General features: G+C 51.5%; 12 protein-coding genes and 1 pseudogene. 9 read left to right on the forward strand and 4 right to left on the reverse strand.

All coding sequences use genetic code 11. The features are described 5' to 3' along the window. Window positions 1–23: 23 nt before the first annotated feature. Window positions 24–3,632 carry a filamentous hemagglutinin N-terminal domain-containing protein gene (locus UC14_RS24415; protein ID WP_232829733.1) on the reverse strand — a complete coding sequence of 1,203 codons (3,609 nt, stop codon included), beginning with the start codon at window positions 3,630–3,632 and terminating at the stop codon, window positions 24–26. Between the two features lie 343 nt (window positions 3,633–3,975). Between UC14_RS24415 and UC14_RS24420 the strand changes: the two genes are divergently transcribed. Next, entirely contained in the window at window positions 3,976–4,755 is a 780-nt protein-coding gene (locus UC14_RS24420; RefSeq protein ID WP_112198616.1) for a 2OG-Fe(II) oxygenase, read from the forward strand. 739 nt (window positions 4,756–5,494) lie between these two features. Here the strand turns inward: UC14_RS24420 and UC14_RS24430 are convergent. Next, entirely contained in the window at window positions 5,495–6,208 is a 714-nt protein-coding gene (locus UC14_RS24430) for a DUF2461 domain-containing protein (RefSeq protein ID WP_013576527.1), read from the reverse strand. 172 nt (window positions 6,209–6,380) lie between these two features. Beyond that, complete coding sequence (locus tag UC14_RS24435) at window positions 6,381–6,710, reverse strand: hypothetical protein (protein ID WP_112198617.1); 330 nt, start codon at window positions 6,708–6,710, stop codon at window positions 6,381–6,383. Window positions 6,711–7,206: 496 nt separating this feature from the next. Between UC14_RS24435 and UC14_RS24440 the strand changes: the two genes are divergently transcribed. The 6 genes from UC14_RS24440 to UC14_RS24465 all read left to right on the forward strand — a co-directional run bounded on the left by UC14_RS24440 (window position 7,207) and on the right by UC14_RS24465 (window position 12,289). Then, window positions 7,207–8,649, forward strand: coding sequence for a sugar porter family MFS transporter (locus UC14_RS24440; RefSeq protein WP_255347879.1), 1,443 nt, complete (start codon window positions 7,207–7,209; stop codon window positions 8,647–8,649). 48 nt (window positions 8,650–8,697) lie between these two features. Then, window positions 8,698–9,252, forward strand: a complete 555-nt coding sequence (locus UC14_RS24445; protein ID WP_037037002.1) for a sugar O-acetyltransferase — start codon at window positions 8,698–8,700, stop codon at window positions 9,250–9,252. A 352-nt stretch (window positions 9,253–9,604) separates the two neighbouring features. Further along, window positions 9,605–10,000, forward strand: coding sequence for a cupin domain-containing protein (locus UC14_RS24450; RefSeq protein WP_112151747.1), 396 nt, complete (start codon window positions 9,605–9,607; stop codon window positions 9,998–10,000). A 346-nt stretch (window positions 10,001–10,346) separates the two neighbouring features. Further along, entirely contained in the window at window positions 10,347–11,351 is a 1,005-nt protein-coding gene (locus UC14_RS24455; protein ID WP_223509239.1) for a diguanylate cyclase, read from the forward strand. Window positions 11,352–11,379: 28 nt separating this feature from the next. Then, entirely contained in the window at window positions 11,380–11,601 is a 222-nt protein-coding gene (locus tag UC14_RS27200) for a hypothetical protein (protein ID WP_232829735.1), read from the forward strand. A 166-nt stretch (window positions 11,602–11,767) separates the two neighbouring features. Then, entirely contained in the window at window positions 11,768–12,289 is a 522-nt protein-coding gene (locus tag UC14_RS24465) for a cupin domain-containing protein (protein WP_013576520.1), read from the forward strand. A gap of 39 nt (window positions 12,290–12,328) precedes the next feature. Here UC14_RS24465 and UC14_RS24470 read toward each other — a convergent pair whose 3' ends face one another. After that, window positions 12,329–12,574 (reverse strand): hypothetical protein, encoded by a 246-nt coding sequence (locus UC14_RS24470; protein ID WP_013576519.1) that lies wholly within the window; start codon window positions 12,572–12,574, stop codon window positions 12,329–12,331. Window positions 12,575–12,885: 311 nt separating this feature from the next. On the opposite strand from UC14_RS24470, the gene UC14_RS24475 reads away from it, so the two are divergent. Both UC14_RS24475 and UC14_RS24480 read left to right on the forward strand, forming a co-directional pair. Further along, window positions 12,886–13,899: a Ppx/GppA phosphatase family protein gene (locus UC14_RS24475; protein WP_112198618.1), complete on the forward strand. Its 1,014-nt coding sequence runs from the start codon at window positions 12,886–12,888 to the stop codon at window positions 13,897–13,899. 116 nt (window positions 13,900–14,015) lie between these two features. Continuing rightward, a pseudogene (locus UC14_RS24480) lies at window positions 14,016–14,462 on the forward strand (S9 family peptidase); the annotation flags it as partial.

Here is a 14,462-nt window from a genome sequence, read left to right on the forward strand (position 1 = left end):
GTTGATAGCGGAACACGTACCGGTTACCGGTTACGGAGCTCGCCGGAAGGGGTATTAATGCTGGCATTCCAGATAGCAGTATTGTTGCTGTTCAGTCCGGCAAAGGTACCGGTGGCGGGGGTATTGGAATAAATCACCCAGTGGTGTCCGCCGACAGTTGAGGCGGTAACGGCATGACTGCCCGCGTTGTTAATAAAGGCACCCGTGGCGGATAACACCACATCAGACCCGCTGACATGCTCGCCCAATGCGATGGTCAAATCCCCTGCGACGCTCACGTTGCTGTTGCCGACCGCGCTCAGGGATTGGTCAAAAATGAAACTCCCGGCCCGGGTGAATTGCACATTACCGGTGGCGTTCAGACCACTGGCATCGAGGGTAAACAGCTTGTGGGCGCTGTCTGCGTTGCCGCTGGCCGCGTTCAAATCTGTCAGCAGCGAGGACAGAGAGTTTTCATTGCCCGTCAGTACCAGCGTGTCAGCCGTCAGATTGATGTTACTGGTCGTCCCCGTCACACCCTGCGTGAAGGTATTAGCCAGATTGCCGCCGCTTTGCGCGTAGGTGAACACATCAGTGTTCGCCAGGGTGCCGGGCGCGAGCAGGCTGTAGTAGTAACCCCCGGCGCCGATGGAGGAGGTACCGACCACCAGGCCGTTAATCACGGTGGAGACCTGGCCAGCCGCATCGCTGTTTTGAGCGAAGCCGGAAATGGCTTGCGGTGTGCCGTTCGGATATTGGGATTTCAAATAGGGGTAAAGACCGCTGGCTGTGCCCCAAACGGTATTATCGAAATAAGAAGGTAATACGCCCTGTAACTGTGCGAGGGTTAAACCGGTGACCCCGGAAGTGACGCCGCCGCCAATCCCGACAGTGTTGCCACTGGTGACGCTATTCCAGTAAACGTTTGTCACCGTGCTATTGGCTTGATTGTAGCCAATAGCACCGCCAGCGTTACTGCCCGTCGCCCCCCGCACCTGACCGGTGGAATAACTGGAGAAAATAGCGCTGTCGTTATAGCCTGCGACCCCGCCCACATTATAGTCAGCCTGGACATTGCCGAAATTGTAGCTATTGGCGAGGGAGCTGGCAGTATCGTTAAGGCCAACAATACCGCCAACAAAACTGTTGCCCGATATGTTGCCCGTATTGTAGCTGTCAGAAATCGACCCCCGGTAGCTGTTGCCTGCTACCCCGCCAACACGTGTATTGCCCGACACGTTGCCGGTGCTATAGCTGTTAGTGATAGTGGCGCTTTCGTTAGCGCCCACGACCCCGCCAACGTAGTCACCATTACCGCCATTTACGTTGCTGGAGCTGTGGCTGTTTGTCACCAGGGCACTGCCGTTATAGCCCGTTATTCCCCCTGTCCAGCGGGTGCCCGTTACCGTGCCCGTGCTATAGCTGTTTGCAATCGTCGAGTTATTTCCATTAAAGCCGGCGATCCCCCCGACCATTATGCCGGAGGATGACGTTGACACCGTGCCGCTGAAATAGCTGTTTAATACAGAGGAGGAACTCTGGTTCATAGAGACGATACCGCCGACGTAAGATCCGCCGCTGATAGCGCCATTAACTACACCCAGATCCCGAACCGTTGCCCCCTGATTGTCGCCAAACAGCCCCGTGTAGTTTGCGTCCGGAGCCGTGATGGTCAGATTCGATAGGGTATGACCCAGGCCTTCAAAGGTGCCGGAGAAGGGCGAATCATAATCATAATTGCTCCCCACGAGTGCGTTCGTATATATGACGCCACTGGCATCCTGATTACGGGCCAGGGCGTAATGCCCTGCCAGTCCGCCTGCCGCTGTCTGGTCTGTAATTGCGCCAGACGAAGCCGGATCCCCGTCGATTCCGTCGATGTCGGCCATGCTGTAAACCAGCGTGTAAGCCGAACCGTTGATGTTCAAACGCTGCCCGCTGCCTTCCGGTGCCGTGAAACTGGCCGAGACGCCTTTGGCAAACGTGAGATCACCGCTGCCACTGCTGGTACCGTTGCTGTTGTTATTTGTCACCAGCACCAGGCCACCTGCACCGGTGACGGAGACATTGGCATTGATCGCAATAGAGTGGAACGAGTCCAGCGTCAGGGTGTTTGGTGAACTCCAGCTCAGGGCTGAATTAACGGAAATATCACCGAGGCCTGTTGCCGTGGAGGTGAGGGTGCCGGTAGTTTGCAGGGTGACGTCGGTGTTCAGGAGAGCGGCGTTGATCGTGGCCGCTGAAGCGTCATCAACGTTCAGGTCTTCAGGATCCACCCGCCAGTTACCCGTTTTGCCTTTGGTTGCCGAGGTGTTCACCTGGATGCCAGTGAAGTCAACGTGATGGCCGGAGGTTTCTACGGATCCTCCGTCACCGCTTTGCGTGCCGCCCCTGGCTGAGAAATTGCCCTTGGCCACGGTCGTTCCGTTGGACCAGACGACTATGTTGCCGCCTTTTCCCGTGGTTCCGGCGTCAGCCTTGAGGCTGCTGCCCGCATCCACGCTGACACCTTGTGCGTTAGCCAGGGGGCCTTTGCCTTGAGCGTCGCCGCCGATCTTGATGCTGCCGCCACCGCGGGCACCTGAGACATTCAGAGTGGCGGATGTGAGCGCAATGTTCTGGCCGGTGATTTGAATCGCGCCGCCCGTGCCGTGGGGTGAAGAGGCATCCAGGGTACCGGCGACGCGCACCAGACCGCTGTCACTGCCACCGAGGGAAATCTTACCGTTCTTGTTCTGCAAGCCTCGCGCTTCAATCACACCGGTGTTGTTGACCACCGTCCTGAGCAGCGCATTGCTGGCCGCCGCGGTCATAATGACCTGGCCACCGTCGGCCTGAATCAACTGGCGGTTTTCCACCAAGGCATTTCTGGTCGCTTCATCGACCTGGACGTTAAGCAAGCCATCACCTGCGAAGTCCAGCGTCACCGCATTGCCGGCGGCCAATGCGACGGTACCCTGTTTCGCAACAATCACGCCCTGGTTGCTGACGGTGCCGCCGAGTAACACCACGGCTCCCCCGTCGGCAGCGTTAATCGTGCCCTGGTTGATGACGCTGGCGTTGCTGCCATCCCCCCTGAACCTGTACTTGCCGTTAGCAAAATCCTGGTTCGAGATATTGAGTGTCGAAGCCACCAACCCGCCGACACTGACGGAGGCGCCCTGACCAAACAGCACGCCATTGGGGTTGATTAAGAACACCCGGCCATTGGCGTTGAGTTGGCCCATGATCTTCGAGCCGTCAGCACCGATCACCCGGTTCAGGGCAACCGAATCAGCGCCGGGCTGAACAAAGGTCACTTTGTTGTCTTTGCCAATATTAAAACTCTGCCAGTCAATTGCCATTTTTTGGCCGGACTGGTTGATCGTCAGTTGATGATCGGCCGCCGCGCCAATCTGGCCGCTGCCGAGAACGACATTACCGCCAGTGGGCAAATCTGCGGCCATGCTGATAACAGGCATGAATGAAACAATGAATGAGATAAGGGCAATGGCAAACGGTGGCGGCGTGATCGCGCCGTTGAATGGGGTTGAATGATCATCGACCTGAATCGCACGGACGTCACTGCGTTTTCCACGGCGAGTGGTCAGCTCACTGACGACCACAAAAGCATTACGGCTGTGGTTCCAGATCACGCTGAAGATGCAATTCATATGTACGCCTTTCATAAGGGGGGGAGGAAAGCATGTTGACTAAACTGTATTAGCGGCAGGGGGCGTGCTATCGCTGGCGCACATTGGAATGAGAGGCGGTGTTGCCGCCTGTATCAGAAATATCGGCAGGGATGAGGAGAATCTTTATCAATAGAAATGTTTAATATGATATTTGCGTGTTGCGTCAAAGGGAGAGACATCAGGCGGCTAAACCCCTTGCAAACTTACCTCAATGGGGATTCATGGCGATAATGTGATCACTATTTTTCATTTCCCAGCTATTAATGACTTGGTTAAAGTAGAAGCGACTATTTTCCCCCTGAATAATTCATGAGAATTAATGATGCAAGAACTCGATACGATCGTAAATTTCGCGGCGAATCCGATATTGGATACGAATTTTCTTTCTCAGTGTAAACAGACGCTGAATGAAAAGGGCGCCCTGGTCTTGCATGACTTTCTTAATCCTGCTGCGCTGAAAGCGATTAAGCTTGAGGGGGATGAAAATCGCCATCTGGCCTATTACACCAGCAATAATCATAATGTTTATCTATTGAAACCTGATGCCGGGCTGCCAGATTCGCATCCAAGAAATCGGCAGATTGTTTCCTCAAAGGGCTGTATTACCGATGAAGAGATCCCGCAGGATTCGGCACTGCGCGCACTGTATAACGCGCCAGTGTTTCGTGCGTTTCTTTGCGCGGTGCTGGGTGAGGCGCAACTGTATCCTTACGCTGATAAACTCTCTTCAATCAACCTGCATTACGCCAGCGAAGGCCAGGAGCTGGGCTGGCATTTCGATAACTCCTCTTTTGCCATCACCCTGCTGATTCAAAAACCTCAGGCTGGCGGTGTATTTGAATACGTTGAGAACTTACGCGACGCTGATGCTGGCGACATGAATTTTGATGGCGTGGAAAAATTACTGGATAAGCAAACTGAGCCGAAAAAACTCGGCATTGAGGCAGGCGATTTGGTGCTGTTCCGCGGCCGGAATGCGATTCATCGTGTGACTCCAACGGAGGGGGAGACCACGCGCATGCTGGTGGTTTTGGCTTACAATTCTCAGCCTGATATTTCGTTGTCTGAGTCTGCCAGAATGACCTTCTACGGGCGGATTTAACGGCCTGCGATTCTGATTCAACACAAAGCGAATCAGCACTGCGTTTATCATCGGCTAGTGTTCGCGGCTGAACGTTGCCGCGTGCGAAGCTGAACAACTTGCAGCTATCGATTGAACTCACCCTGTCAGGGGGATTTTCGTCAGTGCAAAATAATGCCTGGGGCTGGCAGACGATCTGTTGTCAGCTAAAACCGTTTTGATGCGCATTCAGAGATGATTGTTAATTTTTCTAATGGAAAAATTTTTTCTGAAATCTTCAGCTACTCTACGGGGGTTTTTTTAGTCCGTTTGGAGGTTTTATGGAGATTTTGAATCCCGTTTTTGAAGAAGCGTGCAGGATGGTAGGTGAATGTTGCTTTATGCTTGCTCAGAATGGGGAAGAGATAAGTCGCTCTAGAATTGCCAGTCGTTTAGAGCGTGTTCAACAATCAGCTGTGACAATAACAGGTAAGCCTAATGATGCATTGTGTCAGGCGATAGAAGGTCTTAGAGAGTAGTGGGTTACACGCACCAAAGCCCGGTCCGCTAGCCGGGGTGAAATGAGCAGAACATCACAGCCCTGAGCGCAACAGTACACATGCTGTCAGGGGAAAGGGATTTAGCAAACCGGCCAGCGCATTCAACCACGAGGCCTCTGGCCGGTTGCTGTCATGACAGTGAAAATATAATTTTGGCTGTTTCAGGTGTCAAGAATGCTTCGCACTTCACCGGGCAGGGTAAACCTGTCGTCTCATCAGCTTCAGAAGTCCAGCTCAAGTGCAAAACACAGATAGGACATCAACGGCGCACAATGTCTGAACTGCTCTGCGCAAAAATCAATAACATCTGGCTTGCACAGATCCTCAAAGGCGATGTTTTTAATCGCGATAAAATCTTTGCGTTTTAATTCAGCTAACAGCGGGTGGTTTTTGTCGTAGCCTCTTGGCGGACGACTCAGACTGTCGCCATCCATCACAAACCCGTTATCGTGCAATGTCTTGAGCGCTTTCTGATAGGCATTCGGGTTCTCATCAATACAGGCGCGAATCGCGTTTAACGCTTTTGATTCCGGGTGCCAGATCCCTGCCGCAATAAAACAACCGTCTTCGGCGATGTGCAGATAGAGGCCGGGTGCGTGCACATCTTTGCCCTGGAAATGACGAAACTGAATGCCGACATTGGTTTTATACGGCGTTTTATCTTTGCTGAACCGGCTGTCGCGCTGCGGGCGCATCAGGCTGCCCCCCACTTTTTTCGCGACAGCAGTCAGTCTCGGGGAAATGGCAATAATCTCTGGCTGCATTTGCTCGATAAAGCGCAGCGCGGGCGTTCTCAGCGTATTCTCGTATTCGTCCTGATTAGCCTTAAACCAGTCCCGGGTGTTGTTTTGCGCGAGTTTATTCAGAAATTGCAGACCGGCTGCGCTAAAAATTGTCCCTGCCGCAACCGGCGTTTTAGGTGTCTGAGTCGTCATTATCGATAAGCCTTTATCACTGCCAATGGGGAATCAGGGTAAATCCTGACGCCAGACACGACTCAGTGCAAACTGAAAAGTAAAAAATTTTCCGGATTAAAGGATGTGGGGAGAGTGGGTGCTTTAAAGCCCGCCAGAACAGTGCGGCGGGCCTTTTCATGTCTGATACCTGTCAGTTAATCGCGGCAGGACTCACTTTTCCCGCTTTCCCTAAGCTGTCATTCGCCCGTTCACTCAGCTCAAACAATACGGGTAATAAATGCGCGGTCGCCTTGAGATAGGCGCTGACCTGCGGGATACCTTCCGGCGGTAATATCTCACCATTCTCCAGCCCTTCGCTCAGGCACAGCAGGCCGTGGCACAATCCTTCGGCAGAGTCCGATGCCAGCGCGCTGAGATCGTAAAGCTGAGCATCTTCGAAATGGCTGAAATCCAGCTCGGCGATCAGTGAGCGGAAGACGGTAATTGAGTTTTCAGAGAAAGCAGTTTCGGTGTTCGTCATGATAGAAATCTCGTGTAAGAAAGTTAAAGACGACCACCTGAGACGCTAAACTCGGGTGGCAGCTCAGACAGGGTTAGCGTACCGGCTTACACGAATCCGATGCTTCTTGCGAAGCCCCTGCCTGAGCCACCATTATTTGGGGTGAATCAAAGCGCACGAAATTATCACATAATTTCGCCGTGTAAGTATCGGAACGCTAATTCCGGCTGCGGATTTTGCCGCAGCGGGGAGACTTTATTCCTGCTGCCGAAGCAAAGAAACAGGCTGGATGCATTTACAGGGAGTTGTATTCAGATTTGGAAGATATCTCGCAACGATCGGTTCTGCCTGACTTTTATTCCCCTGCACCATATCGCCGCCATCTTCTCCCCAGTGATCCCGATCACAGAAAGTCCGGTGCAGCACGATTGTGTATATATGTGCCTTTCCTGCTCTCACCCCACAGGGCACTTGTGCTTATCGTAATGGCTGAATGATTTTTTTCTGATGTCCGTTGCTGTATTCCCCCTTTCCGGAGAAAAAAATGTCGTCATCTGATGTGGTTAAACTGACTGAAAGTTCGCTCAAAAACACCAAAGTGATGAACCTGTTTGTGTCTTTTGCGGCGGCGATGGCGGGGCTGTTATTCGGTCTCGATATTGGTGTGATTTCTGGTGCGCTTCCCTTTATTACTGAGCATTTTGTGCTGAGCAGCCGCCAGCAGGAATGGGTTGTCAGCATCATGATGCTCGGCGCAGCGTTCGGTGCGCTGGCCAATGGCTGGCTCTCTTTCCGGCTGGGACGCAAATACAGCCTGATGGCGGCAGCGCTGTTGTTTATTCTCGGTTCTCTCGGCTCCGCCTTCGCTTCCAGCATTGAAATCCTGATGGTGTCGCGCCTGATCCTCGGTTTTGCTGTCGGCATTGCGTCCTACACCGCACCGCTGTATCTGTCTGAAATGGCGTCAGAAACCATTCGCGGCAAGATGATTGCCATGTATCAGCTGATGGTGACGATCGGCATTTTGCTGGCTTTCCTTTCTGATACCGCATTCAGCAGCAGCGGTGACTGGCGCGCAATGCTGGGCGTGCTGGCGATTCCGGCGTTTGTGCTGATGATTGCGGTGTGTTTTTTACCAAACAGCCCGCGCTGGCTGGCCGCCAAAGGGCAGCATATTGAGGCCGAGCGTGTGCTGAGAATGCTGCGCGATACCTCGGAAAAGGCCCGCCAGGAACTGAATGAAATCCGTGAAAGCCTGAAACTGAAACAGGGCGGATGGGAATTATTTAAAGCCAACAGTAATGTGCGCCGGGCTGTCGGCTTAGGCATGTTGTTGCAGGCGATGCAGCAGTTTACCGGCATGAATATCATCATGTATTACGCGCCGAAGATTTTTAATCTGGCGGGATTTACCAGTACACGCCAGCAGATGATCGCCACGATTATTGTCGGTCTGACGTTTGTGCTCGCGACGTTTATTGCTATCGGCATGGTTGATAAAGCGGGACGTAAACCGGCACTGAAAATTGGCTTTAGCGTGATTGCGCTCGGCACGCTGGTGCTGGGATATTGTCTTCAGCAATTCAATCAGGGCACGGCCGGTGCCGCACTTTCCTGGCTGTCGGTCGGTATGACCATGATGTGTATTGCCGGTTACGCCATGAGTGCGGCGCCGGTGGTATGGATCCTGTGTTCTGAAATTCAGCCGCTGAAAAGCCGTGACTTTGGTATCACCTGTTCGACCACCACCAACTGGATTTCGAACATGATTATCGGCGCTACTTTCCTGACGCTGATGGACAATATCGGTGCAGCAGGGACATTCTGGCTGTACACCGCGCTGAACGTGATGTTCGTGGTGATCACTTTCATCCTGATACCGGAAACGAAAAACGTCACGCTGGAGCAAATAGAAAGAAACCTTATGTCCGGAAAAAAACTGCGCGATATCGGGCAGTAAACACGCCGGTGATTCATTGTGGATGTGAACAATATCAGGGAACAGTTGATGCGCGACTTACTCAAAATGACCAGCGGGCTGGATTACCATATTAATGATAACGAATTACGTGAAATTCGTTATCAGACCCGCGATAAAGTGGATGGATTTAATGCGCTGAGCGCCCGTCAGACGGCGGAGAAAGACGCCCTGATCAGGGAAATATTTGGGGAAGTGGGCAGCAATGTCCATTTTGAAAAAGGCATGCGCATTGATTACGGCATAAATACCCGAATCGGCAATAATGTTTTCATCAATTTTAATTTTGTGTTACTTGATTGCGCGCCGGTCACAATAGGGAATAACGTTTTTATCGGCCCTGATGTGCAAATTTATACCGCACAGCATCCGCTGGATATTGATTTACGTCGTGAACATATTGGCAGCGCCCGGCCAGTCACTATTGGCAACGATGTCTGGATTGGCGGTGGATGCGTGATTTTGCCCGGCGTGACCCTTGGCGATGGTTGCACGATTGGCGCCGGAAGTGTGGTCACGCGACCGGTGCCAGCGGGCGTGGTTGCCTGTGGAAACCCCTGCAAGGTGGTGCGGAAACTGACGTAATGTTTACCTGACCGTCTCTCCGACATAAAAAAGCCCGCTCTGAGGCGGGCTGCAAATGCAAAAAATACAATATTTCTTAAAGTGCGAACAGAATGAGACAAAATTTAAATAAAATCAATTAATTATCTTCCTGAAATAAGTGTCCGTTTTTTAGAGATGATTGTGATCAAATCGTGATCTTTATTGTTATTTTTATATCGCTGTCCTGCCGCGCGTGCTGACTTATGAATTTATCTCATAGCTCCTTTCATATTTTGCCCTCTGGTCGTCATAAACGAACGGCGCTATTGTTTATGACATGACGAACTTTCCAGCAGCAGTCCCCCAGGTGGAGAATGAAATGACTGATAAAATGAAAATTACCAAAAGTGGTTCTGTCCCTTCACAAAACGGCCCGGAAAATTACTTCACCGGCAAGGTGCGTATCGACTCGCCGTTCAGCGGCACTGCCTCTGCCCGTGTCGGTGGCGCGATCGTGACCTTTGAACCGGGTGCGCGTACCGCCTGGCACACACATCCGCTGGGTCAGACGTTGATCATCACACAAGGCCGTGGCTGGTTGCAGCAGGAGGGCGGCGAAATTCGTGAAATGAATGTGGGCGATATCGTGTGGATCCCGGAAGGGGTGAAACACTGGCACGGCGCGACCCCGGAGAATGCCATGACGCACATCGCGATTGCCGAGTCCCTGAACGGCAGTCCGGTTGAGTGGATGGAAAAGGTGACGGACGCGCAGTACAGTAAGTAATCATCTGTCCCGGTGGAATTTATATAACCTTTGCTCAAAAGGGCGGCGTAAAAGCCGCCTTTTTTGTGGCAATATATTGTGACTGCATAAAATCGATACAGTTATTTCTGTATTTCCGAATTTTTATCCTAAATTCTCTGGTTAACCATTAACCTGTCTTATTTAACGCTAAAAACCCCCGTTGTTCGGCGCATTAAAATTATCGCTTTCAGTAGCTCTGAGATAAGTAACTCGACTAATATAAATAGAAATCAACTCAAGAGCCGTTTCCCGTATGCCATATTATTCTCCAGGTGAAAGTCTCGTCCGTGAGCGCTCAGAGCGCTTCTTACGGCGAATGTACTTAATGCGGATACTTGGCACTTTTCTCTGCTTTTTTCCTGTGTTTTCTGTCCTTCTTGAACGCAATGCTTCCTGGATCGCCATCAGCCTGCTGGCGCTGAATGCCTTTGTCTGGCCGCATGTCGCTATGCTGATTTCACAACGCTCAAATCACCCTAATCAGGCGGAATTCCGAAATCTGGCATTTGATGCCATCGCGGGGGGAGCCTGGGTTGCGCTGATGGGCGTTTGTCCGCTGCCGTCGGCCATTATTACGGCTATTCTCATCGCTGACCGTTTTTCTGCCGGTGGCTGGCAGTTGCTGCGCCGCGCTGCGCTGTTTTATTGCGCCGGTTTTATTGTCTGCTGGCTGTTGTCGGGAATGACGTTTTATTTCACCGTCACTGACCGGACGTTGTGGCTGACGTTGCCGCTTTCCACGATTTATATTATTGCTTTCAGTGCAGCGAATTATTCCATTTCCAGAAAGCTGCGGGATAAACAACACGAGCTGGAAAAGGCCGCCCTGATGGATCCTTTTCTCGGTTTGCCTAACAGGCGGTTACTCGACCGGCGCCTGATGCTGGAGTTTGAACGCGCAAAACATGATTTATCCTGCCTGATGGTGCTGGGTGTTGATGACCTGAAAATGGTAAATGATTTGTTCGGGCGCGAAGCGGGGGATTATGTGTTGCGCTCGGTGTCAGCGATTTTACGGCAGGAAACCGGGCAAAATGATTTCCCGGCTATTCTGGGGGGCGATGAATTTGTGGTGATCCTGCCGGGGGTTTCTGAAGAAGAAGCGTATGCCGTGGGTTACCGGTTATTACTGAAAACCTCAGAAATCCGCTTATCGCAGGATTCCGGTTTCCAGTGTTCGCTGAGTATCGGCGTGGCGACATCCCGCAATCATGAAGATTATAACCAGTGGCTGGCGGCTGCCGAACGGGCATTGGTGAATGTGAAACAAAATGGCAAAAACAGTATTGGCAGCGTGAGCAGGACAGATACTTCTGCTCAGCTACACTGAATAACGTTAACGTTTTCCGGGATGAGTAATGAAAAATATCACCATAATGTGGGTCGCTGCGGCCGTCGCCGCAGGTTTGCTGGCAGGCTGTTCATCTATTGATAAACCGGTTGGCGATGCGACTTATCGCCCGGCCAATTTTGACCCGTCGTTTACGCAGGGCGAAGCAAGTTATACGACATCCGTGTTTTCAATCCTTGAGCGGCAGCGTCGCGCGGATACCTACAAAAAAGATCTTCGATTTTTGTAGCGGCAAATTCCAGACGCTGGGTGAAAGCAACGACGGCGAGAAGGTACACATAAGATTTGCCTGTCTGCCTAAAAATATTGCGCAGACGCAAAGTCCGTACTCGATGCAGCAGAAGTCGCCTTCGCTGTACTAAAATTGACTATTGGCAATGTTATCCGGAGATTTTATGAGCAAGGAAAGACCTGATTTTATCCGACACTGGACCGAGCTTGAAGGTCCAGACGACGGCAATTATCCCGGCGATGATGAACTGATGTCGATTGGCGCACCGCTCGGCAGAGCGCTTGGCCTGACGAAAATTGGTATTCATCACGAACGTTTATTACCGGGTCGTCGTACCTGTTACGCCCACGCGGAAAGTGCGGAAGATGAATTTGTGTACGTGCTGGAAGGGTATCCTGACGCGTGGATTAACGGCCATCTGCATCCGCTGAAACCGGGCGATGCCGTGGCCTTTCCGCACGGCACCGGTATCTGTCACACCTTCATTAATAACAGCGATGAGGAAGTGCGGCTGCTGGTGGTGGGGGAGGCAAATAAGCCGGAAAACCGGATTTATTACCCTCTGAATCAGGAATACGAAGCGACGCGCAAAGACCGCTGGGTGGATGTACCTGAGCAACAATTTGGTGATCACGACGGCATTTCGGATCAGCGACGTGAACAAAAGAAAAAGCCGGTCAGTTGAATGCCGGCTTTTCTATGGCTGACGTGCGTGTAAACCCATTTATTGAATGGAAAGCGACTGCCAGCGTTGCTGACAATACGGCATCATTCGGTGAATTTTCAGGCTCTGTGCCTGATGACGGTTCAGTGAATAGCCCTCCGGCGTAATCTCTAAGGTATCGCCGGTTTGCAGCTTAAAATCATTGTCTACGGACAAAATCAGCTTCAGGTTTTTAAAAGCCTGGATACAGATATATTTCAGTCCGGTCTGCGGGATATTCAGGATGTCGATGATCTTCCATTCCATACATTCACTCCTTTTCTGTGGCTGCCTGATTTTCGTTTCCCTTTTCTACCTCAAATCCCTGTCATTTTTTGTCATGACAAAGTAATGATTTCTTTATAGGCGTTCCTGTTATTTCATTGCTTGAAGTGACTCACAAAAAAGGATTGCCGAAACCATGCAGATCGCAGAATGGATTATTTAAGGACAATCCTGCATTTTTCGGAAGGTTATTCAGAACGTAAAAGGAAACTAAAAGACTTGAAATCACCGCCATAAAACGGGTATTTCTGGATGCTTTCTACTTTTCTTTTATTTTTCAGGGGCAGGATGAGATGAATTATTGGGTAAAGGGTTTTCTGGGCACCTTATTCGCGTTGAGCACATTTTCTGCACTGGCAGAAAACTGTATCGAAACCCGCGGGGCAATTGATATGGGATCCGGTACCACCAAAATTCAGGTGGCGCAGGTTGATATTTGCCGACATCTGCCGGGAAAAGTGCTGTATGAAGACCAAAAACCGCTGGGCTTTAATGAGGATTTGGGCAAATCCGGCAACAACCAGATCAGCGAGGCCATGCAACAACAGGGCGTGACGGCGCTGAAACAGATGGTCGATAAAGCCCGCAGCTTTCATCCGCAGCGCATTACAGGCGTTGCCACCGCAGTGTTTCGTTCAGCGGCTAACGGTCAGCAGGTCATTGACCGTTTCAACCAGCAGACACAAATCCAGCTTCGTGTGATTTCTCAGGAGCAGGAGGCGGAGCTGGGTTTCCTGTCGGCGAAGGCGGCGCTGCATGACAACACCATCAACAATCAGGATCTGCTGGTCTGGGATATCGGCGGCGGCTCGATGCAAATGACCGCCATCCGCGAACAAAACGGTCAGCCAGTGACGGATATATATCAGGGCAAACTGGCATCGGTAACCCTGAAAGAATTCATTATCAGCGTGCTTAAAAATCAGGAACTGGATAAAGCCGCCTCGCCGAACCCGATTGGATCGCTGCGCAATACGGTGCTGCGTTACGTGAATTTCTACGCGAGGACCCACGTCAGTCCTCAAATCAAACAGGATGCGCAAACCCGCCGGGTGATTGGTATCGGCGGCGTTCATGGTTTTTCGCTGAAAGACCAGATCCATCCGGCGAACAATACTTACAGTCTGGCTGATGTAGAACGCGTGTCGAAAAATCAGGTATGGAAAGGGGACAGTGAACTTACCGGTGAATACCGCGCGACCGATGTCAGCAATTTACTGCTGGTGGAGGGCTTTATGCAGGCGCTGAATATCTCACAGGTGACGATTGTCAAAGCCAGCCTGATCCAGGGCATCCTGGTGCAATAAATTCCTGAAGCGATAAGCGACACTTTTTATCTTGAGAGTAAAAGTTATCGCTGAGAGTAAAAGCGTTGATGTAAAAGCATTCAAAATGGCTGTATTGACTGAAGGAGCAGAATGACATGACAACTGACTCAGGCACTCCCCCGCAGGATGATTTCATCTGGCTCGAAGGTTTACGCAACGAAAAAGCCCTTGAATGGGCGCGTGAGCAAAATGCCATCACGCTGGCAGCGTTTACGCAGGGTCACGATTTCGAGCCGCTGCGGGAGAAAGTGCTGGAAGGCCTGAATTCGCCGGATCAAATCCCCGGCGTGTGGAAATGTGGCAACGACTGGTACAACTTCTGGCAGGACGCGAAGAACCCGAAAGGCATTTTGCGCAAGACCACGCTTGATGAATTCCGTAAAGCCGAACCGCAATGGCACACCGTACTGGATATCGATGCGCTGGGTAAAGCCGAAGGGAAGGAGTGGGTGTTTCACGGTTTCTGGAATTTAAAACCGGATTTCGGGCGTGCGTTGTTAGTGCTGTCGCCGGATGGCGGTGATGCCTCTGAAGTGCGTGAG

It is taken from the genome of Rahnella sp. NRRL B-41462 (genome assembly GCF_003263525.1).
In the GTDB taxonomy this organism is placed as follows: domain Bacteria; phylum Pseudomonadota; class Gammaproteobacteria; order Enterobacterales; family Enterobacteriaceae; genus Rahnella; species Rahnella aceris.